At 36.2% G+C, this 25,494-nt stretch carries 20 protein-coding genes and 1 tRNA gene; 4 read left to right on the top strand and 17 right to left on the bottom strand.

Annotated features, from left to right (window positions below; genetic code table 11):
* Nucleotides 1–139 precede the first annotated feature (139 nt).
* From clpX to GN303_RS03975, 5 genes are all read right to left on the bottom strand, one after another.
* Nucleotides 140–1,402: an ATP-dependent Clp protease ATP-binding subunit ClpX gene (clpX, locus tag GN303_RS03995; RefSeq protein ID WP_110438936.1), complete on the bottom strand. Its 1,263-nt coding sequence runs from the start codon at nt 1,400–1,402 to the stop codon at nt 140–142.
* Nucleotides 1,403–1,519: 117 nt separating this feature from the next.
* A complete protein-coding gene (locus GN303_RS03990; RefSeq protein WP_110438935.1) occupies nt 1,520–2,164 on the bottom strand; it encodes an ATP-dependent Clp protease proteolytic subunit in 645 nt (214 codons plus the stop codon).
* A 156-nt stretch (nt 2,165–2,320) separates the two neighbouring features.
* Entirely contained in the window at nt 2,321–3,652 is a 1,332-nt protein-coding gene (tig, locus tag GN303_RS03985) for a trigger factor (RefSeq protein WP_110439021.1), read from the bottom strand.
* A gap of 131 nt (nt 3,653–3,783) precedes the next feature.
* A tRNA-Leu gene (locus GN303_RS03980) sits at nt 3,784–3,868 on the bottom strand.
* Nucleotides 3,869–3,954: 86 nt separating this feature from the next.
* Nucleotides 3,955–5,388 carry an NAD(P)H-hydrate dehydratase gene (locus tag GN303_RS03975; RefSeq protein ID WP_110438934.1) on the bottom strand — a complete coding sequence of 478 codons (1,434 nt, stop codon included), beginning with the start codon at nt 5,386–5,388 and terminating at the stop codon, nt 3,955–3,957.
* A 758-nt stretch (nt 5,389–6,146) separates the two neighbouring features.
* On the opposite strand from GN303_RS03975, the gene GN303_RS03970 reads away from it, so the two are divergent.
* Nucleotides 6,147–7,562, top strand: a complete 1,416-nt coding sequence (locus GN303_RS03970) for a DEAD/DEAH box helicase (RefSeq protein ID WP_231504069.1) — start codon at nt 6,147–6,149, stop codon at nt 7,560–7,562.
* A 66-nt stretch (nt 7,563–7,628) separates the two neighbouring features.
* On the opposite strand, the gene GN303_RS03965 is transcribed toward GN303_RS03970, so the two are convergent.
* The 7 genes from GN303_RS03965 to GN303_RS03935 form a co-directional block, all read right to left on the bottom strand.
* On the bottom strand, nt 7,629–8,069 hold the full coding sequence (locus GN303_RS03965) for an SUF system Fe-S cluster assembly protein (RefSeq protein WP_110439019.1): 441 nt from the start codon (nt 8,067–8,069) through the stop codon (nt 7,629–7,631).
* Between the two features lie 43 nt (nt 8,070–8,112).
* Entirely contained in the window at nt 8,113–9,360 is a 1,248-nt protein-coding gene (locus GN303_RS03960; protein WP_110438932.1) for an aminotransferase class V-fold PLP-dependent enzyme, read from the bottom strand.
* Between the two features lie 12 nt (nt 9,361–9,372).
* The gene (gene sufD / locus GN303_RS03955; protein WP_110439018.1) at nt 9,373–10,629 is read right to left on the bottom strand and encodes a Fe-S cluster assembly protein SufD; all 1,257 of its coding nucleotides are present in this window, start codon (nt 10,627–10,629) and stop codon (nt 9,373–9,375) included.
* Nucleotides 10,622–11,404: a Fe-S cluster assembly ATPase SufC gene (sufC, locus tag GN303_RS03950; protein WP_110438931.1), complete on the bottom strand. Its 783-nt coding sequence runs from the start codon at nt 11,402–11,404 to the stop codon at nt 10,622–10,624. Before sufC ends, sufD begins: the two co-directional genes overlap by 8 nt.
* A gap of 8 nt (nt 11,405–11,412) precedes the next feature.
* Complete coding sequence (gene sufB, locus GN303_RS03945) at nt 11,413–12,900, bottom strand: Fe-S cluster assembly protein SufB (protein ID WP_110438930.1); 1,488 nt, start codon at nt 12,898–12,900, stop codon at nt 11,413–11,415.
* Between the two features lie 38 nt (nt 12,901–12,938).
* The gene (locus GN303_RS03940) at nt 12,939–13,361 is read right to left on the bottom strand and encodes an RrF2 family transcriptional regulator (protein WP_110438929.1); all 423 of its coding nucleotides are present in this window, start codon (nt 13,359–13,361) and stop codon (nt 12,939–12,941) included.
* Between the two features lie 99 nt (nt 13,362–13,460).
* Entirely contained in the window at nt 13,461–14,744 is a 1,284-nt protein-coding gene (locus tag GN303_RS03935; protein WP_158523881.1) for a DUF445 domain-containing protein, read from the bottom strand.
* Nucleotides 14,745–14,870: 126 nt separating this feature from the next.
* On the opposite strand from GN303_RS03935, the gene GN303_RS03930 reads away from it, so the two are divergent.
* Both GN303_RS03930 and GN303_RS03925 read left to right on the top strand, forming a co-directional pair.
* Nucleotides 14,871–17,696 carry a phosphoenolpyruvate carboxylase gene (locus GN303_RS03930; protein WP_110438927.1) on the top strand — a complete coding sequence of 942 codons (2,826 nt, stop codon included), beginning with the start codon at nt 14,871–14,873 and terminating at the stop codon, nt 17,694–17,696.
* 84 nt (nt 17,697–17,780) lie between these two features.
* The gene (locus tag GN303_RS03925; protein WP_110438926.1) at nt 17,781–18,047 is read left to right on the top strand and encodes a GlsB/YeaQ/YmgE family stress response membrane protein; all 267 of its coding nucleotides are present in this window, start codon (nt 17,781–17,783) and stop codon (nt 18,045–18,047) included.
* A gap of 249 nt (nt 18,048–18,296) precedes the next feature.
* On the opposite strand, the gene GN303_RS08935 is transcribed toward GN303_RS03925, so the two are convergent.
* The 4 genes from GN303_RS08935 to GN303_RS03910 form a co-directional block, all read right to left on the bottom strand.
* Nucleotides 18,297–18,524 (bottom strand): GNAT family N-acetyltransferase, encoded by a 228-nt coding sequence (locus GN303_RS08935; RefSeq protein WP_110438925.1) that lies wholly within the window; start codon nt 18,522–18,524, stop codon nt 18,297–18,299.
* A 402-nt stretch (nt 18,525–18,926) separates the two neighbouring features.
* Nucleotides 18,927–21,014, bottom strand: coding sequence for an elongation factor G (gene fusA, locus GN303_RS03920; protein ID WP_110439017.1), 2,088 nt, complete (start codon nt 21,012–21,014; stop codon nt 18,927–18,929).
* A 156-nt stretch (nt 21,015–21,170) separates the two neighbouring features.
* Nucleotides 21,171–21,473, bottom strand: a complete 303-nt coding sequence (rpmB, locus tag GN303_RS03915) for a 50S ribosomal protein L28 (protein ID WP_110438924.1) — start codon at nt 21,471–21,473, stop codon at nt 21,171–21,173.
* Between the two features lie 149 nt (nt 21,474–21,622).
* Complete coding sequence (locus GN303_RS03910) at nt 21,623–23,446, bottom strand: ABCB family ABC transporter ATP-binding protein/permease (RefSeq protein ID WP_110438923.1); 1,824 nt, start codon at nt 23,444–23,446, stop codon at nt 21,623–21,625.
* Between the two features lie 126 nt (nt 23,447–23,572).
* Here GN303_RS03910 and GN303_RS03905 point away from each other — a divergent pair, with 126 nt between their 5' ends.
* Entirely contained in the window at nt 23,573–24,421 is an 849-nt protein-coding gene (locus GN303_RS03905) for an NUDIX hydrolase (RefSeq protein WP_110438922.1), read from the top strand.
* Here the strand turns inward: GN303_RS03905 and purU are convergent, their stop codons facing one another.
* The gene (gene purU / locus GN303_RS03900; RefSeq protein ID WP_110438921.1) at nt 24,422–25,300 is read right to left on the bottom strand and encodes a formyltetrahydrofolate deformylase; all 879 of its coding nucleotides are present in this window, start codon (nt 25,298–25,300) and stop codon (nt 24,422–24,424) included.
* Between the last annotated feature and the right edge of the window lie 194 nt (nt 25,301–25,494).

The following is a 25,494-nucleotide window of genomic DNA, read 5'->3' as shown; positions in this document are numbered from 1 at the left end:
TCCTAAATATCAAGATTTATTACAGATAATAAATTAATATAAAAAAAATTTACATCAAAAATAAGATATTTCTCAACCTTTTTTGATAATAATAAAAAAGACCCTTTTAAAAGAGTCTTTTCCATAAAACAATAAGTGTTTATGCTGTTTGTTCTTTATGAGGAGATATCTCCTCATAAACATAAACCGGTTCCTCTTTATGGTTAATCACCTCTTTATTAATGACAACTTTGCTTACCCCTTTAAGATCTGGCAATTCATACATTGTCGACAAAAGAATATCTTCCAGAATTGAACGCAACCCACGCGCACCTGTCTGTCGTTCAATAGCCTTATTAGCAATTTCTCGAATAGCTTCTTCTGTAAATTGCAATTGTACGTTCTCCATTTCAAACAGTTTTTGATATTGTTTTACTAGAGCATTTTTTGGCTCAGTCAGTATCTTCATCAAGGCTTTTTGATCAAGATCATCAAGTGTAGCGATTACGGGCAATCTTCCAATAAATTCAGGAATTAACCCGAATTTCATCAAATCTTCGGGTTCCATCTGTCGAAACAATTTCCCAACTTCTTTATGATCTTGTGAATTTACATCTGCACCAAATCCAATCGTGTACCCTACACTCCTATCACTAATGATTTTATCCAAACCTGCAAATGCACCACCACAAATAAAGAGAATATTCGTAGTATCCACTTGCAGGAATTCCTGTTGCGGATGTTTCCGTCCTCCTTGAGGAGGAACAGATGCAACAGTACCTTCCATAATCTTAAGAAGAGCTTGCTGAACACCTTCGCCACTTACATCCCTTGTAATTGAAGGATTATCAGATTTACGTGAAATTTTATCAATTTCATCAATGTAAACGATACCCCGCTGCACCCGTTCCACGTTATAATCTGCAGCCTGTAACAATTTCAATAATATGTTTTCGACATCTTCACCAACATATCCTGCCTCGGTCAGGGTTGTTGCATCTGCCATTGTAAAAGGAACATCCAGAATTCTTGCAAGGGTTTGGGCCAACAAGGTTTTACCGGTTCCGGTTGGTCCAATAAGCAGGATATTGGATTTAGCTATCTCCACATCACCAGCTTTATCGATCTGGTTTAACCGTTTATAATGATTATGAACAGCAACGGACAAAACCTTTTTTGCGTCTGTCTGTCCTATAACATAATCATCCAAAATTTTACAAATTTCTTTAGGAGTGGGTAGATTGCCTTGTTTTTTTGCTATTTGCGTTTTATTCTCTTCACGCACAATATCCATACATAATTCGACACATTCATCGCAAATAAATACGGTTGGACCTGCGATTAATTTACGCACCTCATGCTGTGACTTCCCGCAAAAAGAGCAATATAATGCATTTTTTGAATCTTTTTTATTATCAGTCATTTTAACCTTCACCCCCAATTAAAGTCAGGGTCAGAAATACCAACCAGTAAATATCATTATATAAATTATTTAGTTAAATAAGATAATTTTTAAAGAAATCTTATAATAATATTATGACTATTTGTCACTTTCTTTTAACAAATCTGCATTACGATTTTGAACTACCTTATCAATTATACCAAAATCCCTAGCCTCTTCAGGTGACATATAACTGTCTCTTTCAAGACGTTGTTCAATTTCCTCTAGTGTTCTTCCGGTATGCAATTTATAAATCTCGTTAAGCTTTTTACGTATTTCCAATATTTCTTTGGCCTGAATTTCTATATCGCTTGCCTGACCTTGCGCACCACCAGAAGGCTGATGAACCATGATTCTCGCATTGGGCAAGGCAAATCGATTATTGGGTTCACCTCCACATAAAAGTAATGATCCCATTGAGGCAGCCTGACCAATGCAGACAGTACTCACAGGACAACGTATATATTGCATCGTATCATAAATTGCCAAACCAGCCGATACTACACCACCAGGACTGTTGATATAGAAAGAAATTTCTTTTTTTGGATTTACACTTTCTAAATATAATAACTGAGCAGAAATCAAAGATGCAACTTGATCATATACAGGACCCGTGAGAAAAATGATTCTTTCCTTAAGCAGACGAGAATAAATATCAAAAGCACGTTCCCCTCTGGACGTTTGTTCAACAACCATTGGAACAAGTGTATTATCATATATTTCCAGAGACTTGAAATCTCTCATTAATTTTCTTCCCAAATTTATGTTTGATTAAATAATAGTATATTTATTCAATTTAAGAAAATAAATACAACAAAAATAAGATAGAATTCAATTTTCCAAAAAAAGAATGTCTGGAAAAATTTCCAGACATTCCCAATACCAAAATCTATAAAATTCCTAAATCTTAACAGTGGGCATCTTAGAGAGCTCTTCCGGACTCACCTCTTTATCCTCTACCGTGGCAAGCTCTGTAATATAATCAAGAACTTTATTCTCGTATAGTGGACCGCGAATAGATTCGACAGCCTGCGGATTTTTCTGGAAAAATTCCATAACTTCTTTTTCTTGCCCCGGATAACGCATTGCCTCAGCCCGCATCGCCTGAACAAGTTCGTCTTCATTAATTGTTATCGAATTGACTCTTCCAATTTCAACAACCAGCAATCCAAGGCGAACACGTCTTTCTGCAATTTTGCGATAATCCGCCTTTAAAGTTTCCTCGTCTTTGTTCTTGTCTTCTTCATCAAGAAGATCATTTTTACGGTCATTTTCAATACGCTGCCAAATTTGCTTGAATTCTGTATCAACCAATCCTTCAGGCAATTCAAAATTAACTTTCTCAGCCAACACATCCAAAATATCACGTTTCAATCTCAAACGGGACATCTGATCATATTCAGCAACAATTTGCTTTTCAACAGCTTCTTTTAGTTTATCTAAATTTTCAAATCCAAGTTTGGTTGCAAATTCATCGTTCACTTCAGGAACAATAGCCTCTTTTAAGATTTTTGCCTTGATATCGAATGTTGCCTCCTTGCCAGCCAAATTGGCAGCCTGATAGTTTTCAGGGAAAGTAACCGTTATTGCTTTTTCCTCTCCTGGTGTCATTCCTTCAATCTGTTCTGCAAATCCCGGAATAAACCCCTTACCACCAATTTCAACATCAACATTCTCTGCAGTGCCGCCCTCAAAAGCTACACCTTCAACCTTACCCACAAAATCAACAGACAGAACATCACCGGATTTAGCAGGCCGCTTTTCATCAATAGCCTTAAATTCACGTTGCCGTTGGGCAATTGTGTCAAAAGCAGATTTAAGCGATTTTTCATCTGGCTTGGCTTTTAAGCGAGTCAAATGAATATCTTTAAGATCTGGAATTTCAAAGTCTGGAATCAATTCAACTTCAAAAGTGAATTCCAGATCATCCCCCTTTTTATAACCCTCTTTGAGATTGACCGATGGTTGACGGGCAGGTCGCAGACCTCTTTCACTCAATGTATCTCTGACTGCATTTGAAATCGCCTCATTGACAACCTCATTCTGAACAGATTCTCCATAACGTTGCTCAACAATCGTTAATGGCACTTTTCCCGGCCTGAAACCAGGGATATTCATCTCGTGTCCAAGTTTTGTTAATCGTTGATTTCTCGTTTCAGCGAGTTGTTTTTCTTCAATAATGATTTTGAAGCCGCGTTTTAAGCTTTCAGAAAGCGTTTCAGTAACCTGCATCAGCCAGGCCATCCTCTCGGTCTAAATTAAATTTTACCCTAATATTATAGAGCGTTTCAGAATTAACATTAATTTATATCACTTTAACAGCCAGATCACAAAAATCACATGGAATTAACATCATACGTTTTTGGTGCGGATGGAGGGACTTGAACCCCCACGACTTGCGCCACTAGATTCTAAGTCTAGCGTGTCTACCAATTTCACCACATCCGCACGTCTGTGCATTGAAGTTTTTCTATTTAACGCACTATCTATCGCAGGGCAACAATTTTTTTAACAAAACTCAATTTTTCTTATTTTCATTTTTCCACGTGATATCGACCATTATCTCTCGCCTTGCCAAGATTGTGAATTAAGTCCATTGCATTAGGCCAAGAGTTGTTATGTAAAAAAGCTGCCTCTCCATGAATCCAGACCGCGGCACAAGACGCTTCCCATACCTCCATACCACACGCAAGCAAAGTCGCGATGACTCCCGTTAGTACATCCCCAGATCCTGCTGTCGCCAATCGTGCATTTGCATGACAATTGACCGCTACCCTGCCATCGGGAGAAGCTATTAATGTATCCGGACCTTTGAGAATGACCACTGTATTAAGAATACTAGCTGCCTTTTTAACCGCTTCAATCCGGCAATCTTTAAAATCACCAAATATCCGTTTAAATTCACCTATGTGAGGCGTAATAACGGCACATTGTTTCAACAAATCAAAATTTTCTTTTGTCAAAGCGCTTGCATCGGCAACAATCGTTTTATTTGTCTTGATTAAATTTATTAGGGATATTTTAACCTCATCTTCTGTCAGACCAGGCCCGCATACCCAGACTTTTCTTCGTTTATCCTGTAAGGTATCAGTGAAGTCACCCTCATCAACCATAAAACAGGGTGAAGTTAACAAATATAAATCACGGCTACCAAAGGCAAAGATATGCACCAATCCAGCCCCGCAGGAAGAAGCTGCTAATGCTGATAAACGAGCGGCTCCTGTTACCGTTCCCCCTCCCACAACATTTACAATGCCACGATGATATTTATAATCTTCAACGTCTGCAATTGGAAGTTCCCATAATCCCGGTTCGTTCAACCAGGTATTTATTGATAGCTCTGACAATATATTTTCTGGTATACCTATATTTGCAATAACAAGTTTACCTATATATTCTCGTCCAGGTAAAAGATAATGTCCCGCTTTGGCTCTACAAAACGTTACGGTCAATTCAGCGTGGGGAGCATAACCTCTAATTATACCCGTCTTGCCATCAACACCAGAGGGCATGTCTATGGCAACAAGATGATCTGCAGCTTTCAACACTGAACTTATATGATCATCAATGTCACGAGATAATCCCGCACCAAAAACAGCATCCACAACTAAATCTGCATCCCTCACAGATTGAATATTAAAATCAGTTTTATCTCCATTCCATTGAACAAAAGCCTTGTAAGCATCAGTTCCCTTTTCTGGAGGTTTCAAAGAGGCAACCTTAACTGGCCATCCCTCATTGGCAAGTATGTGTGCCACGACATATCCATCACCTCCATTATTTCCAGGACCGCATAAAACAAGTATTTTACAAGGTTTATAAAATTGCATAATTGCCCGTGCAACGGCTAATCCAGCATTTTCCATCAAAGTTAAAACAGGCAAATATTGCATTGCGATCTTGTCAACCTGATTCATTTCTTCTGGATTTATCAGAAGCAAATTAGTTTTTTCATTTTTTAATTGCATAATGATATATCTTTCAATGTGATGAATTAAGTATATCACTTATAATTATAACTACGAATGATTATAATATGACAAACTATAAAGAAAAATTGCTTTTTTTGCCTTTATTTGACATGAATGATTTTAACAATCATCACGTCAATGATAAGACGGATTTAATCTATCGAAACCACAATATCTAGGGAATTAATATGGCTCATATGAATTTTTACTGGGGAATTATCACTTCGATTAACTCTATTGCTCTTTCCATATGGATCGGAAGTATATTTTTTTATTGTCTGAGTGTTCAATCATCAGTGGGATTACTTGATAAAACACTCAAATCTTCCGTATTATTGCAAAACCTGAAAAGAATTTATCAACTTAATGGTTTTAACGCTTTTGCCATCCTGATTTGTCAATTGATTCTTTTTATTCACCACTATTTTGACAAAACTGTAAACTGGTCTGGTTATGCCGCCATAATTACCATTATTCTAATGATAATTTTCCATCTATATAGTTTTACGTCAGCCTATCAAAAAGCAAACCGATCTATACGACCTAAGACTGATCTTTATAATAAAATTTGTAATATTTTCAAATTAATTATATTTTTGGGAATAATAGACATTTTATTATTAAATTTTTAATGAAATTATTATTAGTTATTCTATTTTACAACAAAATAAGTATATTGATTAATTACAATATTCTTATTATATAAATGAATAAGCTATTTTTATTATTTTTAAGTGTTAACGGTAAGTTTTATTTTGCCTTCTCATATACAAAAAAACAAATTAATTGACAACAATACATCTATAAATCTTGCGATTGAAAAAATTGAGACTTTTGAACAACTCAAATTGTCTCCCTCAATTTTGTCAGCCATTGATAAAATAGGATTTGACAAGCCTACGGAAATTCAGGCAGCTGTCATTCCCATGGCTTTGCAAAAAAAAGATATCGTTGGGATAGCCAGAACTGGTACCGGTAAAACCGTCTCTTTCACATTACCAATTCTCGAGATGCTTTCCCAGTCCAAGGGACGGGCAAGAATGCCACGCGCTTTAATTCTAGAACCCACTCGTGAATTGGCACTTCAGGTTGCAGATAATCTGAAACTATATAATAAATATGTAAAATTTTCCCATAGTTTACTCGTTGGTGGCGAAAGTCAGTCTGAACAGAAAGAAAATCTTCGACGTGGAACCGATATTATTATTGCAACACCGGGTCGATTGATTGATTTGTTTAGTCAGGGAGCAATTTTACTCAATCAGATTCAGATACTCGTCATTGATGAGGCAGATCGTATGCTCGATATGGGTTTCGTCCCAGACATTGAAAAAATTGTTTCCTATTTACCCCAACAAAAACAAACCCTGCTTTTATCAGCTACGATGCCCCTAGAAATCAAAAGATTGACAAATTCTTTCCTTGTAGATCCAATTGAAATATCTATTTCACCACCTTCATCAGTAGCCTCAACTATTGAATCGAAAGTTATCATCGTTCCTGATAACAAAAAAAGAAAAATTTTACGCACTCTTTTACAGCAGGAAAATGTAAAAAATGCGATAATATTCTGCAATAGAAAAAAAGATGTTGACATTTTAACTCGTTCCCTGAAGAAACATGATTTCAAAAGTGCCTCTCTTCATGGTGATATCGCACAACATCATCGTACCCAAACGATGGAAGATTTTAAAAATGGAAAAATTCAGTTCCTCGTTTGTTCTGATATTGCCGCACGAGGGATAGATGTTGAAAATCTAACGCACGTTTTCAACTTTGATATACCTCTTCAACCCGAAGATTACGTGCATCGCATTGGAAGAACAGGAAGAGCGGAAAAAACGGGTTATGCTTATAGCCTTGCAACACTTGAGGAAAAAGAGTTAATTGTAAATATCGAAAAACTTATAAATGAAACCATTCCCGTTCTTGATATTAACGATTTTATGAATACCTCTAAAGAAACAGATAATTCAACAGATAAGAAATTGGTTAAAAATAAAAATTCTCGTCAACAAAAAACCAAATCTAGAAAGGCGGATAATAAGAATTTGATTGAAGTTGCTCCACGTATTCCTCTAACACATGCATTAATTGATAACGATACACCTGTTATTGGATTTGGACAATTTGTACCTGCCTTTATGCTATCGCCGTTTCGTAAGCTTTAAAAAAAGAAACTGAAGATAAATAACATTATTATTTATCTTCAGTTAAAATTTAAACCGATATAAATTTCAGAACATATTCAAGGTTAGTCGAGCTTCATCGCTCATTCTTGAAGGATCCCAGGGAGGGTCCCAGACAATTTCCACCTTTACTTCGGTCACTCCTTTAACTTTTTCAATAGCTTGCTGAACCATGACGGGTAATTCTTGCGCACTTGGGCAATTGGGCGCTGTTAAAGTCATTTCAACTTGCACCTTTCCATCATCATGTAAATCGATAGCGTAAATTAATCCCAAGTCATATACATTAACTGGAATTTCTGGATCATAAATTGTTGAAACAGCATCAATAATTGCATTTTCATCAATTTCTTCCTTAGGATTGTTAATCTGTGGGTTTGAATTATCCTCAGGTTTCCAAGTCTCGATATTTTCTTGATTAACATCAGATTCAGATGTAGATACTGCTTTTCCAATATTATCTGACCTTTTTTGATCAACATTATCCATAAAAAACTCTGCCATTCATATAATTATGGGTAAAAAATCTTTATCAATGATTAGATCTTTGAAAAAAATCAATAATCATATTCAATCCATCCACAAATTTATCGATCTCATCAAAAGTTGTATAAACTGCAAAACTAGCCCGCGATACGCTTGTATAACCAAATTTTTTCACTAACGGTTCAGCACAATGCTGACCTGCACGAATGGCGATACCATTTTGATCCAACAGGGTTGCAATATCATGAGCATGAATATCCTTTATCGAAAAAGAGATTACTCCTCCCCTTACAGATGGTGATCCCAATATAGATAAACCAGGAATATTCCTCATTTTAATCAGCGCATATTCAACCAGATTTTTATCATGCTGCATTAAAATATCATATCCGATAGATAAAACATAATCTATTGCAGCCCCCAAACCGATCACCTCAAGTATGGGTTGAGTACCGGCTTCAAATTTAGTAGGAATTTTTGCCCAGGTTGACCGTTCAAAAGTCACATTCTCAATCATGTCCCCTCCTCCCATAAAGGGAGGCATTTGATCCAGACATTCTTTTTTTCCCCATAAAATGCCAATACCCGTAGGACCGTAAAGTTTGTGTCCTGTAAAAGTGTAAAAATCTATATCAAGATCCTGAACATTAACCGATTGATGAACAATTCCTTGACTGCCATCAACAAGAATTTTGGCACCATTCTTGTGTGCCATCTCAGCCAGCATTTTGATTGGATTAATCGTTCCCAACACATTGGACATATGGGTTACAGCAACCAATGCAATATCATTTTCAATTAAAATTTGTTCAAATGCCAATATATCGATATCACCATTTTCCAATATCGGTGCAATGTATAAATGGATCCCTAATCTGTCACGCAACATTTGCCAGGGAACAAGATTGGCATGATGCTCCATTTCAGTTATTAAAACACCCTGCCCCTTTTTTATCAGACCTCCATAGGAAAAAGCTACAAGATTGATCGCTTCAGTACTATTTTTAGTAAAAATCACTTCATCGGACGTAAATGCATTTAAAAAACCGGCAATTTTTTTTCGGATTGATTCATATTGATCTGTAACAGCCTCACTCATGGCATAAATGCCTCGATGCACATTTGCATATTGCGTATATGCGGCGTTTTGCATCGCTTCAATAACCTGTATTGGTTTTTGGGCTGATGCGCCACTATCCAAGAATACAAAATCTTTACCGTGAATTTTTTGTTTTAAAATTGGAAAATCATTTCTAATTTGCTCAATATTAAAAGAATAGACAGGGTTAGACATCGCAATCACTTTTCAAGTTGAGGCGGTTACGTAATAATATAATAAATTCTGCAATAGGGTATCTTCGATCTTTTCAATAGACTCGTTAACAAATGCATTAATCAACATTTCTCTGGCCAATTCATAAGAAATTCCACGAGACATTAAAAAAAACAATTGTTCTTGGTCCAATGCCCCTATTGCTGCACCATGGGAACATTTAACATCATCTGCATAGATTTCAAGCTCAGGTTTAGTATCTATTTCCGCTTTATCTGACAATAATAGGGCCTGGTTTTGCTGCTGTGCATCCGTTTTCTGGGCTAAACGATTGACTAGCACCTTGCCCTGATAAACCCCATGACTATTATCAGACAGGATATTTTTAACATTCTGATTGGATTGACAATGTGGAACACTATGAACCACTTTTGATGCAATATCGGCATGCTGTTGACCTGACAAAATCTGGACAGCATCAAAATCTGCCTTACTCCATTCTCCGACCAAATCAATATTCAGTTCATAACGTGAAAATCTGGAAGCTTTATTTAACAAAAATTGCTGATAACATGCATGATCAGACAATTTAACATAATTACTAGAACAATTATAGCTTTCTGATAATGTATGGTTAATAATGGTATAGTTTAGTTTAGACTTTCTTCCCAGTTCTATTTCATAAACGGAATTTGCAAAATAAACACCTTTTCCATAATTTATTTCAATTACAGAACATTTATTTTCTTTCTCAATATAAAATGAATACTTTGGTGAAAAACACAGTTTTTCAGTTGTTTCAGCTTTTCCTAGATTAATACATAAAATTGTCTGATCATTGAAATTTTTATTACAATTAAATTGCAAAACGGGATTTTCAACAACTTTGTTCAATGCCGTCAAAAAATCATCGTTCGGAATTGACCAATCACTTTTGAAATTCTTATTTAAAGAAAATTCGTTTGAATGAAGACTAATTGTTGAAAAAGTCTCTAGATATTGACCATTATAGGTGATTATTCTAGGTAAATTTAGCAAATCTACGGTTAATATTTCTTCTAAGGCCCTATGAACAAACGCTTCATCAATAACAAAATCACGCGAAAAATCTGTTTTTTGCAACCATTTCAAATCGCTGTATTTCCAAGCTTCAGTTTTACGTGTCGGGAATTGAAGAGTCAGCAATTTATCAACAATATTTCTCTTGTCTTGTAAATATTCAGATAAAGACAACCTATTTAATATTTCCAACCAATTTTCACGCTTGTTCATCGCGGTGACATTATTCATCAATTTCATCCAAAAACCGTCCGTAACCTTCTTTTTCAAGCTGAAGTGACAAATCAGCCCCTCCAGTATGGATAATGCGACCTCTTGCTAAAATATGGATATAATCAGGCTTGATATAATCCAATAAACGCTGATGATGAGTGATAATTAAAGAGGAAAAATCTGAAGATTGAAGAGTATTAACTCCTTCTGCGACAATACGCAGCGCGTCAATATCTAACCCACTGTCAGTTTCATCCAATATTGCAAAAGATGGTTGCAGTAAGGACATTTGCAGAACCTCATTTCGTTTTTTCTCACCTCCAGAAAAACCGACATTTACATTGCGTTTAAGCATGTCTGTTGGAAATGAAAGCTTTTTTGCCAACTGACGGGCCAGTTTAAGAAATGACACCGCGTCAAGTTCTTCCTGTCCTCGCGCCTTACGAACGGAATTGGTTGCTGTACGTAAAAAATTTGCATTATTGACCCCAGGCAGCTCCACGGGAGACTGAAAGGCAAGAAACAATCCCGCCACGGCTCTATCATCAGGAGACATTTCCAGAAGATTCTCCCCTTTAAACCATACCTGACCAGATGTCACTTTATAACTGGGATGACCAGACAAGACATAGGAAAGCGTTGACTTACCAGAACCGTTAGGTCCCATAATAACATGAGTTTCACCAGCGGGAATTGATAAATTGACACCTTTTAAAATTTGCTTTGATCCATTTTCAACAGTGTCATCAATAACGGATGCATGTAAATTTTTTATTTCTAATAACATATTCATAGTTTAAACTAACCCACACTTCCTTCAAGACTTATCTGTAAAAGCTGTTGCGCTTCTACAGCGAATTCCATTGGAAGCTCTTTTAAAACATCTTTACAAAACCCGTTCACAATTAATCCGATTGCCGCTTCCTTGGTTAATCCACGCTGTTGACAGTAAAATAACTGTTCTTCGGAAATCTTCGAAGTTGTTGCTTCATGTTCAATTTTGGCGGAACTATTTTTACTTTCAATATAGGGAACTGTATGTGCACCGCAATTATTTCCGATCAGTAAACTGTCACATTCAGTGAAATTGCGACTGTTTCGGGCTTTTGGCATCATTCTAACCAATCCACGATATGTACTGTCAGATTTTCCTGCACTAATGGTTTTTGCCAAAATGGTGGAACGTGAATTGGCTCCTATATGAATCATTTTTGTACCGGTATCAGCTTGCTGATACCCATTTGTTACGGCTACAGAATAAAATTCCCCGATTGATCCTTCCCCTTGTAAAATACAGGAAGGATATTTCCAGGTAATTGCCGATCCGGTTTCAACCTGTGTCCATGAGATACGTGATCGTACACCACGGCAAGCACCACGCTTGGTTACAAAATTGTAAATTCCCCCCTTACCATTTTTATCACCCGGATACCAATTTTGAACTGTGGAATATTTTATAAAAGCCTCACTCATGGCCACAAGTTCTACAACAGCAGCATGCAATTGATTTTCATCCCGTTGAGGAGCTGTGCATCCCTCCAAATATGATACGGTAGAAGCATCATCAGCAATAATGAGCGTACGTTCAAATTGTCCGGTATTTTTTGCATTTATACGAAAATAGGTTGAAAGTTCCATAGGGCATTTCACACCTTTCGGAACATATACAAATGAACCATCCGTAAAAACAGCGGAATTCAAGGCTGAATAAAAATTATCTCCCTGTGGTACCACACTACCAAGATATTTTTTAACCAAATCTGGATAAGATTGTATAGCTTCTGAAATTGGACAAAAAATCACTCCCGCTTTCGCAAGAGTTTCTTTAAACGTCGTTGCAACAGAGACACTATCAAAAACTGCATCAATAGCAACAGGTACAGTCTCTCCATTTTCCGGTTTTTCAACCCCCGCCAAAATTTCCTGTTCTTTTAAGGGTATACCCAATTTAGCATATGTTTTTAATAATTCGGGATCGACCTCATCCAGAGACTTTGGTCCTTTTTTCTTTTTTGGCGCTGCATAATAATGCAAGTCCTGGAAATCAATTTCAGGATGTTTGAACTTACCCCATGTTGGAGCCTCCATGGTCATCCACATCCGATAGGCTTTCAAACGCCATTCCAGCATCCAATCAGGCTCATTCTTGCGAGCAGAAATTGAACGGATAACATTTTCATCAAGTCCCTTGGGTAGGATATCCATTTCAATATACGTTTCGAACCCCCACTTGTAGGTATCTGTCTTAAGCTGCTTCAACAAGGCCTCATCTTGGACATGTTTATTCATAATATGCTCTGTTTCTAAATGTTTGTTTCTTGAATTTGTTAATTCTTATTTAAGTCAAATCTGGCAGAACTCTTTTTTAAATCTGCCAAAGTTAAAGTTTCAAAAACATTTTTTATTTGATAATTCAATATTTCCCATTTTCCATATAAAATACACTCTTCATTCTCAATACGACAATCATCCTTTTTACAATCAACCAACTTAATGGGTCCCTCAATAATTCTAACAACCGTAGCAAGAGAAATTTCACTAAGCTCATTCAATAGATAATATCCACTTCCCGGTCCTCGCGAAGATTTTGTCAAGGAAGCCCTGGTCAGCATTTTCAGTATCTTGGCCACAGTAGGTTCAGGAATATGTGTTCTCGCAGCAAGTGTGGATGAAGAGACAACAGTTTTATATTGATCAAGACTTATGATAATAATCGTTGCATAATCAATAAGTTTGGATAGTTTCAACATAATTTATCAATTCGATCAAATAAAACATATTATATAGGACTATATAAGTCCATTTTTATCGATTTAAAAGTTTTTTTTATTTTTTTATAATACAACAGTTTAAGGATTAAAAAACAGTTTAACAAATAAAAAAAAGATTATTCCGATTGAAAAACCTACAATAGAACCATTTATCCGTATATATTGCAAATCCTTGCCTATTCGACATTCAAGTCGATCAACCAACGCTTGACTGTCCCATTGCGAAACAGCAGTTTCAGTAAAACGGATCAACCCTTCCTTAAAATTTGGTAATGATCTTGAAATAAGTTTCAATATCGCCTTGTTTATTTTTTTTCTGATTTTAGGATCTTTTTGTAGCAGTTCAGAAAAATAATGAATTGAATCAATAATCACGTTCCTAAACCATCCATCCTCATTCCTGGCATCATCGTGAATAAATTTTCTAATTTTTTTCCAAAGATTTTCACGCCATTCCTGTATACTTTCATGATTTACAATTTGTCTAAAAGCTTCAGATATATTTTTGACACGTTCAGGGTCATTCTCAATTTTATCAATTTCATCCTTTATCCACTGGCCGATTTTTTCTCTTACAGCATCATTATGTGGATCTATCCGATCCATTTCCTTATTTACAGCGACCAAAACTTTTGTCGCAATTGAATCACCGATCATCCATCCCAGAAAACGACCACCCTGTTCTTCCACTCGACTATGAATCATTTCCCTGAGGCTTGATTCCTTTTCTTTAAGCGTTTTCTTAAGAATTTCCAAAATGAATGAAATTATGTCTTGATGCTGATCGATATCAAGCATTGTTCTTATGATTCTACCGATAAAAGGTGAGATTGATTCTCCACTCAAAAGACGATTTATAATTTTTGTTATTAAGTTGCTGATCCGACCATCTTCAATCCGATCAAGAAAATCAGGAAGAGATTTCAACAAAATACTGCTCAGATATTCAATATTCTCTGTTTTGTCCAAATATTTTCCCAAAAAACTTGGAAGATCCATTTTTTTCAAAATAAGTGTGATGTCTTTCTCAGTAAAAATATACTGAGCTATAAACCATCCCAACCCGTATCCTAGACGTTTTTTTTGTTTTGGTAGAATTGCGGTATGAGGAATGGGCAAACCCATGGGATGTCGAAATAATGCTGTCACCGCAAACCAATCAGCACATCCACCAATAAATCCAGCCTGGCTACCAGCCAAAATCAATTCAACCCAGAAATTATGTTTGATTTCTGTATAAGTCGTCAGATAATAGCCTAATAAAGTTATACATCCCATGATTAACAGCAAAAAAGTTGCCAATCGATGATAGCGTAGGAAAATTATTTTTACGTGGTCATCCGAACTTGAAACTTTATTCATCGCCTTCAACATTTTTTCGTGTAATTATTGTTATCGTGAATTTATACCTTTTATTTCTCTTTATAATAATTAATCATATTAAAACAGATTTAATTATATGAAACTAGTAATGGATAATTTTGGATCATGACGGAATCAACGAACTCCTCTTCCCAGATACTTGATGAGCTGCTACAGTTAACCAATCAATTGAGATCAAAAAAAGATCACCAACCAACAGAAAATCCTGTCCTGACCTTAGCACAGAAAATTAACCAAAAATTAGAGTCAAATGATCTTACTACAGAAAATCTCAAAGAAATAATCCAGAAATTGAGAGATTCCGCTTTTTTGTCACATGCCAAACATCTGCAAAAATACCTTTACAATCCCACTAAAGATAATATTCGGCAACGTATCGAAACCGTCATAAAAAAATTGATCCAGCAATCCGATTACGCAAACGAAAAAAATAAGGAAACAAGTTTTGAAAATTTCAAGAAATTAGTTGAAACTATCAAATTCGCCGCAATTTTTACGGCACATCCAACCTTTTCCCTCGCCAATCCAGTTTACACAGCCTTGGCAGATATGGCCAGTCATCCTATAGATGATGACACAGATATTCCCTTTTTTACGACTCACAGACGATCTGCCCCCCCTGATTTGAAAGAGGAACTTCAACTTGCAAATAATGCTATTATTAGGGGACGAAACGCTTTGGATCTATTCAATTATACCCTTTTTGAGACTGCGAAGGAATATTGGCCTGACCATTGGACCAATCTGAATCCCAGTCCAATTTTACTGAGCAGTTGGGTAGGATATGATACGGATGGCCGAAGCGACATAGGCTGGTGGGATAGTTTACTCATACGCCTACAGATGAAAAAATTACAATTGGAACGTCTATATCAGCAATTAGACAACATCCCAAATGGTGTCGACCAATTAAAAAATACTATTGCAATTGCCCTAAACCATGTCAAGGATCAAATCCATAACTGTCCTTTAAAGCCTGACCCTGATCTATTTTCAAATTTTTCCCGAATATTGATTGAAAACCGTCATGAATCAATTCTTTCAACCGATCAGCTTCTTCCTCTTTTTGATCAAGCCATGAACGATGTTGATGATAATTTCATTATTGATTTATTGATCGCGAAGGCGGGTTTTGTCACTCATGGTTTAAGTCTTTCACATTCCCATGTTAGACTTAATTCCACCCAAATTCATAATATGGCCCGTCAACGATTGGGGATAACCAGTAATCCTGAAAATCCTTCTCATACAAGAACACTTTTTAATACGATAAATACAGCATTGGATAAAATTGACCCTGTTCCTGTGGATTTCGGTGCTTTGCTAACTGAAAAGGCCTCGGCAAGCATATTAATGATGCTGTTAACCCAGATATTCAAACATATTGATAGCAAAACCCCTATTCGCTTTTTAATTGCGGAAACAGAAAGCGGTTTTACATTACTTATGGCCCTTTGGCTTGCAAGATTATTTGGGATTGAGAAAAATATCGAGATTTCGCCATTATTTGAAACAGATTATGCCCTCAATCATGGCGACAAGATTATTGAACAAGCCCTGAGATCACCGCATTGGCGCAATTACTTGAAAAAAACAGGCAAGTTATGCCTGCAATTTGGGTATTCTGATTCCGGCAGATTTATTGGTCAAATTGCAGCCACATATCAGATTGAAAAATTACGCAAGAAAATTGCAAAACTTTTGGCTAAATATCAATTATCAAATATTCAACTTATTTTATTCGATACACATGGCGAAAGTATCGGTCGTGGTGGTCATCCATTCAGCATGCAAGATCGTCTGGAATATCTTTCCCCAAAAATTACTGAGCAATATTTTCATAAACTTGGTATACGAAGCAGACAAGAAACGGCCTTTCAAGGTGGAGACGGATATTTACTTTTTGGCACACAATTGCTGGCCAATGCCACAATCAGTATCATAGCAGAGCATATCTACGATTTTGATAAGGTTGAACATGATCCCATCTATGATGAAAAAGATTTTAATGCAGATTTTTTTTCAACGATCAATGCATCCATGAATGAATTGATTAATGATAAGGGATATGGAACCTTGTTAAGCACATTTGGTCCCTCCCTCATTGATCAAACGGGGTCAAGACCGGCAGTTCGCCAAAATGATACAGCAGCGGGAAGAAGTTATATAAAACATCCAAGGGAATTGCGTGCTATTCCTAACAATGCAATTCTACAACAATTGGGTTGGTGTGCTAATGTACTTCAAGGTTTGGGTACCGCAATGTCGGCCAACCCCGATACATTTGAAGAAATGTTGACAAACAGCAAACGGTTCAGGCAATCCCTCGATTTTGCCTTTCATGCCCTTAAGCACTCCGATGCATCTGTCTTGAGAGCTGGAATCTATATGCTTGATCCCGGCATCTGGCTAGATCGGGCTGCAACTGAAGAAAATCCTGTGATACAGGAATCCTATATGGCGCTGGCAAACGGATTGCAACGGCTGGATTGCTGGTCGAGTACCCAGGCAACTTTTCATCGCATACAGAAAGATCATATTATTCTTCTGTCAATTTGGAAAAATACGCCAATCATGGATGATAAGGAAATCTTGTTACATGCTATCCGATTGGCATTGATTGAAAAAATCTGGATGTTATCAACCAAGATTCCATATTTCTCTCCATTTAACGGTTATAACAGAGAACATTTGGATATTAAAATCTTGTGTTTGGAAATACCCTCGGTTTTGCATATGCTCGTCAATCATATCTTTCCACAAGCATCTGAACATGTATCCGATCTATATTTTTATGAACCAAAAGGTCCAAGAAATGAAGGTGCATATGCAATGGATGACCGTCAAATATTTAAACCCATGCAATATAATTTCGATTTGGTCAGGGAAATTTCAATCGCTCTCATTCATCGATTACATGCATTCGGATAAATAAAAGAAAATAATAAATCTATTGTTTTAGTAAAAAATCGTTTAAACTATACAACAAGATAGTTTTGTTCAAGGGAGTAACTTATGTTTTCTTTAATTGGCGCTATTATTGTTGGGTTTATTATTGGTGGTATTGCAAAATTACTTATGCCTGGAAAACAGCCGGGCGGATTTATTATCACTGTTCTTTTAGGAATTGCCGGTTCCGCTTTGGCAACTTGGTTAGGAGAGCTTCTTCACTTCTATCGTGATGGAGAAAAAGCTGGAATATTATTTTCAATTGTAGGAGCTGTTATCATTCTTTTTATTTATAAAAAAATTATGGAACATAAAGGGAATACCAGTTATTAAAAATATTATTTGACATGAGGCAATATTTAACTCTTATATCAATATTGCCTCTCACTTATTTTTATCTAATTTAAAATACTTCTAATATGTGAATATTCATTAATATAATTTATTTAACAAAGCGGATATATATACTTTGACGTTTGTCCATTCACTTGAAATTATGGTGTAAATAATGGTATCGCACAAAGTATCATCCTGTCTAAGAATATGAGCACGTAGAATTACATCTTTTTTTGCACCAAGCCGTTAAATTGCTCTTTGACTTTTGAAATTAAAAATATCAGTTCGTAAACCGACGGTGTTGGCTTGCAATTTTTCAAAAGCATATTCTAGCAATAAATATTTACAATTTATGTTTACATGAGTTCTTTGAAAAGATTTTACATACCATGTATAACCAATTTCCAAACGTCGCAGATCAGGGGCAATTTCAAAAAAAACTAGTTGTACCCAAAACTTTCCCTGTATTTTCATCAATAACGGCAAAAGGGTAACGCTCTTGACGTTCTTTACCTCCAAAGCTTTATTAATATAATTTTAAACTTTAGAAAAATAAGTAATAATAGTAACACGAGGTTTCCATAAATCACCTTATTGACTTATCGCCTGCAACCCTTAACGTATTAAAATAAGTCTACTGTTCTAATTGAACTTTATTTTCACTAGTTTTGATGTCTTAATTTAAAAAAAGATAAATTTATTTTAATAAATCCCATAAAATTTCAAAATTTTTTGATAAAAATTAATTATGATGTAATTTTTTAAATTACACAAATAAAACCTAAAATATTTATTTAATCACATACATTTTCACAAAAAAAACAGCCTTTTATACAAAAAAGGCTGCTTTAAATCGTATCAAATTGTTATTTAAAATTAGGCAGATTGACTAATAATTTCATCCGCAACATTACGGGGAACTGGATCATAATGATGGAATTGCATTGTAAAGGACGCACGACCTTTGGTCATTGAACGAAGATCAGAAATATAGCCAAACATTTCTTTCAATGGAACAAAAGCGCGAACCATGACAGTGCTTCCAGAAGTTTCTTGACTTTGAATCATTCCGCGACGACGGTTCAAGTCACCAACAACATCACCAACATGATCATTAGGTGTAGTGATTTCGACATCCATGATAGGTTCAAGAATGACAGGACCAGCTTTTTTCATTCCTTCACGGAAACAGGCTTTACCGGCAATCTCGAACGCCAATGCAGAAGAGTCAACGTCATGATATTTACCATCAACAAGCGTAAATTTAAAGTCTACAGTTGGAAATCCTGCTAATACACCGGTAGATGCTTGGTTTCTGATACCCTTGTCAACAGCTGGAATATATTCCTTGGGAACCGCACCGCCAACAATTTTATTTTCGAATATGATTCCTTCATTTCGTTCGGTAGGTTCGAAAATAATTTTGACTTCAGCAAACTGACCCGCACCACCAGACTGTTTTTTATGGGTGTAGGTTTCTGTATGAGACTGAGTAATGGTTTCACGATATGCAACCTGTGGTGCGCCAATATTCGCATCAACACCATATTCACGACGTAAACGGTCAATGATGATATCAAGATGCAACTCACCCATACCTGAAAGAATTGTTTGCCCCGTTTCCTGATCTGTCTTTAACTGTAAAGATGGATCTTCTGCCGCCAATTTCTGAAGCGCAAGGGTCATTTTTTCGACCGCTTCCTTGGTTTTTGGTTCGACAGAAATATCGATAACAGGTACTGGAAATTGCATACGTTCCAAAACAACCGGATCTGCCGGATCTGCCAAAGTATCCCCTGTTTTTGTATCCTTCAATCCAACAAAAGCGGCAATATCACCAGCATGCACTTCTTTGATTTCTATACGTTTATCAGCGTGCATTTGGAAAATACGTCCAATACGCTCTTTATGACCATGGGTTGTGTTCAAAACCGTGTCACCAGAACGTAAGATACCACGATAAACACGTACGAAAGTTAGAGAACCATATTTATCATTGATGATTTTAAAAGCCAAACCGGCAAATTTGCCATTTGGATCAACGGGAATGATTGGTAATTTATTTTCATCAACCTCTTCATCTTCAGGAGGTGCAATACGAATTCCTTCCACATCATCAGGAGCAGGAAGGTAATCAACAATTGCATCCAATAAAGGCTGAACACCTTTGTTCTTGAAAGAAGAACCGCAAAGAACCGGACGAAATTCTCCAGAAATGGTACCTTTTTTAATACATTTCTTTAAAACCTCGACAGAAACATCACCTTTGTCAAAATATTCTTCCATAGCCGCATCATCAACAGCCAAAACGGTGTCCAGAAGATTTTGACGTGCCTCTTCTGCTTTTTCCTTTAATTCAGCAGGGATTTCAACAATATTGTATTTGGCACCAAGATCATCACCTTCCCATATAATGGCATTCATATTAACAAGATCGATAACACCTTTTAAATTTTCTTCCGCACCAATCGGAAGCTGTAAAGGGATAGCGACAATATCCAGCTTATCTTTTAAAGTGCTGAAAGCATATTCAAAATTTGCACCTGTACGATCCAACTTGTTAATGAAAATAATGCGAGGGACATTGTAACGGTCAGCCAAACGCCAATTCGTTTCAGACTGAGGTTGGACACCAGCAACACCCTCGATAATGAAAACCGCACCATCAAGTACGCGCAATGAACGGTTAACTTCAATGTTAAAATCAATATGGCCCGGAGTATCAATAATATTGATACGATGCTTGTTCCATTCACAGGTAACGGCAGCGGAAGTAATGGTAATCCCTCTTTCACGTTCCTGTGCCATATAGTCAGTAGTGGTGTTCCCTTCGTGGACCTCACCAATCTTATGGGAGACACCTGTATAATATAGAATACGTTCAGTTGTCGTTGTTTTACCCGCATCAATATGCGCGGTAATACCTATATTACGGATTTTAGAAAGATCAGAATGGTCGGACAAAAGTAAAACCTCCACAAACGATAGAAAAATATTCAGAAAATATATTCATCAAATCATAAGATTAAAAGAATAATTTCCTTTTTTAACTCAAAATAACTCCCTTAAGATTAAATCAAGGAAGTTATTTAATTACTAGATAATCAATTTTTTAAAAAATTAAGCAGCTACTGCTGATTTTTTTTCCTGAGCCTGAAGAATACGACGTTTAATCACTAAAGCCTCTTCTGTAAGCTTACGATTCGGTGTATTTAGCAGGAAATTGTCTAAACCGCCATTATGTTCAATGGTACGGAGACCATGCGTTGTGACGCGTAAATGTATTTGTTGACCCAAAATATCGGACCTTAAGGAATAATCCTGCAGATTAGGCAGGAAACGGCGACGGTTTTTGTTATTGGCGTGACTGACATTATTTCCTGTCAACACACCTTTGCCTGTGATTTGGCAACGGCGAGACATTTGTTTTCATCCTCGGATTGTGAAAGCCAAGACTTAATGTTTGGCAAATAAAAAATACTTAGTTTAGCCCTATGACTAAAATTCACGAAATAGTCAAGTAAAAATCCAAATTTTAAACCTCAAAATTAAAAATTTTCACTATTTCTAGCCTATTTATCAGAATGTTGACTCTGTATAGACCACATATTGGCATAAAAACCATTTTTTGCAAGCAGGAATTCATGAGTTCCCTGTTCGCATATTTTCCCATCCATCATAACCAGAATCATGTCCGAATGAATAATTGTTGATAAACGATGAGCTATTGTAATCACGGTTCTACCCTGAGAAACCTGGAAAAGAGCCTGCTGTATTTCTTTTTCTGTCTGACTATCCAACGCGCTTGTTGCCTCATCCAGGATTAAAATCCTTGGATTTTTCAATATCGTTCTTGCAATAGCTATCCTTTGTTTTTCGCCACCGGAAAGTTTTAACCCTCTTTCTCCCACCTGAGTATTATATCCCTCGGGCAAACCAACAATAAAATCATGGATTTGAGCCAGCCTTGCTGCTTTTTCAATTTCTGCTTGTAAGCTTCCTAATTTACCATAAGCAATATTGTAACCAATCGAATCATTAAACAAAACCGTATCTTGAGGCACAACTCCAATGGCCTTTCTCAAATCATCCTGTTTATAAGACCGTATATCCTCATTATCGATTAATACAGCACCGGATGTAACATCATAAAAACGGAACAGCAAACGGCTAATTGTTGATTTCCCGGCCCCTGTTGGTCCAACAATGGCAATTTGCTGGGCTGGTTCCGCCAGGAAGCTTACATGATGCAAAATTTCCCGAGAGGGGTCATAACCAAAAAAAACATTTTTAAATTCAATTTTGGCAGGCCCCGCATTCACCAATTCAGTTGGAAGTGATTTGGCGCATTCTTGATTATTGATATCCATTGGCTGTGCCAAAAGAGAAAACATATTTTCCAAATCAACAATTGATTTTCGCAAATTAGAATAGATACTGCCAAGAAAATTCAAGGGCTGATAAAGCTGCATCAAATAGGTGTTAATCAAAACAAATTTTCCGACAGTAAAATGATAACTGACAATGTCACGTGCTGCCATTAACATAATAAATGTCAATGCAATGGCTATAATGAAAGATTGACCAAAATTCAGGATATTGAGCGTTATTTGTGTTTTAATGGAAGCTTTTTCATAATGTGCCAATGCTTCATCATATCGTCTTATTTCATGGGTTTCATTACAAAAATATTTAACAGTTTCATAATTCAGCAAACTGTCCAAGGCACGATTATTGGCTTCATTATTAATTTCATTCATTTTTCGACGAATCTTGATACGCCGAGATGTAAACCAAATCGTAAAGAAAAAATAGGCTAATATTGCAAGACAGACAACAAGTGTATAATATCCATTATACAAATGAGCAATCACACCGAGAACCATCAAGGTTTCAATAACTGTTGGAATGATACTGAATATACCCACTCTCAAAATTGTTTCAATTCCCTCACCACCCCGCTCAATAGCCCGTGTAATTGCTCCGGTTCTTCGATTTAAATGAAATTTTAGTGAAAGTCTTTGAACATGCTCGAAGCATTTTAGGGTTATTATACGCATCACCCTAAATCGTAATGGCGCAAAAACCGTGTCTTTCAATTCCGAACATAAACTGGAAAAAATCCTAACCAATCCATATCCAACAATAAGATAAATCGGCACATAAATTATTTCATGATTATTCTGGGAAAAATAATCCACAATCTTGCTATAAAGATAAGGAACACCCAAGGCTATGATTTTGGCAACAATCATCAAAACCATCGCAAAGATAAAGCGAATTTTCAACGTTATATGCTGACGAGGCCACAAATAGGTCAAGAGCTCTAGTAAAGTTGACCATCCTGAACGAGTGCTTTCTTTGTTGACATAGGAAAATTTGGAATATCGTGACATGTTATTTTCAAAAGATTGTAATTGTTTTATCAATATATATGAAGTGTTTACCCCAAAAATGAAAAAATATAAAAATAGATAACTTTGAAATAAAAAAAACTATTAAAGCAATATAAGAGATTTTTAATGCAACCTGTTGAATTTAAAAATTTATTTCGTCATATAAAAAAATGTAATACCGCCAAGTTACAAAAAGATTTTTTACCTTTCAAGGCGCATAATCAGATCATAGGATGGGTTCGACCTTCATTTATGGATACTCTCCAAAAACATCATGTTGTTATGGAAGAAAATAATATTTGTACTTTACCAGCACAATATTCAATCGAGATGCTGGGTAATCAACTAATTGAAAATAATATGGTTCGCGCCATGAATGAACTTTTTGATGTCTATCCCTCACCATATGCTAAACCGGTTGGAAAAATTGATCGTGCCGTTATTCCTGATCTTGGACTGATTGGAACTGGAGTTCATCTCAATGGTTTGGTTAAGAAAAGAAATCAAATTTATTTGTGGATCGCGAAACGGGCAAAGTATAAACGGCTTGATCCTGAAAAACTGGATCATATCGTCGCGGGAGGTATACCAGCAGGATTTACCCATAACAACACTCTAGAAAAAGAAGCACGTGAAGAAGCAAGCATTCCGAACGCCCTCATGATAAATGCGGAATATAAATCACTGATTACTTATAGCATGATCAGACCTGAAGGGTTAAGGCGAGATGTGTTATATTGCTATGATCTATGGTTGCCGGAAGATTTTCAACCGGTTCCCAATGATGGAGAGGTTGAATCTTTCCAATTAAAAAAATTAGAAGATGTTTACCATCAAGTGTGCGAAACAGATGATTTCAAATTTAATGTCAATCTTGTATTAATCGATCTTTTTATTCGCATGGGCATCATCGCAAAGAATTCTCAGTATGCCCATCGCATAAAAACTGGATTGAGAGGGAAATTATTTCCCTGATCAATCCGAAAATACAACGGTTTTGTGACCATTTAAAAGAACACGGTCTTCAATATGATAACGCACGGCTTTTGCCAGAACTCGTCTTTCAATATCCCTTCCTTTACGGATAAGGTCATGAGGGGTGTCATTGTGACTGACCCGTTCAACGTCCTGTTCTATAATTGGACCTTCATCAAGATCCTCGGTTACATAATGTGCTGTTGCACCAATCAATTTAACCCCTCGTTCATAAGCCTGATGATAGGCTTTTGCACCCTTAAAGCCGGGTAAAAAGGAATGATGTATATTTATACATTGACCCGCCAATTTTTTTACCATTTCAGGAGACAGAATTTGCATATAGCGCGCAAGAACAACAAGCTCTGTCCGGGTTTCCTTAATAATATCCCACAATTTCGTTTCTTGTTCCCTTTTGGTATCCTTAAGAATGGGAAGATAATAAAATGGTACATCTTGCATATCAATATGACCATAATCTTCATATGGATAATTTGCAACAATTGCACTGGGTTCTATTGCCAGTTCCCCTATTCTCCATCGATATAAAAGATCAACCAGACAATGATCAAATCTTGATACCATCAACAACACACGTTTTTTACGTTCCCGATCATGCAAGAACCATGTCATTTTAAATTGGGCAGCAATAGCCTCCAATCTGGAATATAACCATTGATAATTTTTTTTATCGCTCTCTAGGGTGAACACAACACGCATAAAAAAATAACCCGAAAGAGCATCATGCTGCTGCGACTCAACAATATTGGCTTGAGCTTCAAATAATCCTGTAGAAATTGCGGAAACAATACCTGGTTTATCAGGGCAAGAAAGTGTTAAAACATATTGATTTTGTTTTGATTTTATTGAATCACTCATCGATTTTAAAACTATATAGTTAATGTATGTCTTCAAAAGAACCTATATAGAGCACTTTAAAAAATCAAACAAAAGCTGTTACGAATTCTTCAAAATTTTTTAAATTCTAAAAAATTATGAATCTAAACAATTTTACGTAAATTTTATAAATAACGAAAGATAACGTAAATTACAAATTATTATAAAAAATTTGA

Origin of the sequence: Commensalibacter melissae, assembly GCF_009734185.1 — a bacterium.
Classification (GTDB): domain Bacteria; phylum Pseudomonadota; class Alphaproteobacteria; order Acetobacterales; family Acetobacteraceae; genus Commensalibacter; species Commensalibacter melissae.
This window is presented reverse-complemented; position numbering and strand designations above follow the sequence as displayed.

Excerpts from the sequence above, each read along its gene's own strand:
- GN303_RS03925 (WP_110438926.1), top strand. The coding sequence starts at position 17,781 with ATGTTTTCTTTAATTGGCGCTATTATTGTTGGGTTTATTATTGGTGGT.
- clpX (WP_110438936.1), bottom strand. The coding sequence starts at position 1,402 with ATGACTGATAATAAAAAAGATTCAAAAAATGCATTATATTGCTCTTTT.
- GN303_RS08935 (WP_110438925.1), bottom strand. The coding sequence starts at position 18,524 with ATGAAAATACAGGGAAAGTTTTGGGTACAACTAGTTTTTTTTGAAATT.
- GN303_RS03960 (WP_110438932.1), bottom strand. The coding sequence starts at position 9,360 with ATGTCTAACCCTGTCTATTCTTTTAATATTGAGCAAATTAGAAATGAT.
- rpmB (WP_110438924.1), bottom strand. The coding sequence starts at position 21,473 with ATGTCTCGCCGTTGCCAAATCACAGGCAAAGGTGTGTTGACAGGAAAT.
- GN303_RS03940 (WP_110438929.1), bottom strand. The coding sequence starts at position 13,361 with ATGTTGAAACTATCCAAACTTATTGATTATGCAACGATTATTATCATA.
- tig (WP_110439021.1), bottom strand. The coding sequence starts at position 3,652 with ATGCAGGTTACTGAAACGCTTTCTGAAAGCTTAAAACGCGGCTTCAAA.
- sufD (WP_110439018.1), bottom strand. The coding sequence starts at position 10,629 with ATGAATAATGTCACCGCGATGAACAAGCGTGAAAATTGGTTGGAAATA.
- sufC (WP_110438931.1), bottom strand. The coding sequence starts at position 11,404 with ATGAATATGTTATTAGAAATAAAAAATTTACATGCATCCGTTATTGAT.
- GN303_RS03990 (WP_110438935.1), bottom strand. The coding sequence starts at position 2,164 with ATGAGAGATTTCAAGTCTCTGGAAATATATGATAATACACTTGTTCCA.
- purU (WP_110438921.1), bottom strand. The coding sequence starts at position 25,300 with ATGAGTGATTCAATAAAATCAAAACAAAATCAATATGTTTTAACACTT.
- sufB (WP_110438930.1), bottom strand. The coding sequence starts at position 12,900 with ATGAATAAACATGTCCAAGATGAGGCCTTGTTGAAGCAGCTTAAGACA.
- GN303_RS03975 (WP_110438934.1), bottom strand. The coding sequence starts at position 5,388 with ATGCAATTAAAAAATGAAAAAACTAATTTGCTTCTGATAAATCCAGAA.
- GN303_RS03965 (WP_110439019.1), bottom strand. The coding sequence starts at position 8,069 with ATGGATAATGTTGATCAAAAAAGGTCAGATAATATTGGAAAAGCAGTA.
- GN303_RS03935 (WP_158523881.1), bottom strand. The coding sequence starts at position 14,744 with ATGAATAAAGTTTCAAGTTCGGATGACCACGTAAAAATAATTTTCCTA.
- GN303_RS03910 (WP_110438923.1), bottom strand. The coding sequence starts at position 23,446 with ATGTCACGATATTCCAAATTTTCCTATGTCAACAAAGAAAGCACTCGT.
- GN303_RS03905 (WP_110438922.1), top strand. The coding sequence starts at position 23,573 with ATGCAACCTGTTGAATTTAAAAATTTATTTCGTCATATAAAAAAATGT.
- GN303_RS03930 (WP_110438927.1), top strand. The coding sequence starts at position 14,871 with ATGACGGAATCAACGAACTCCTCTTCCCAGATACTTGATGAGCTGCTA.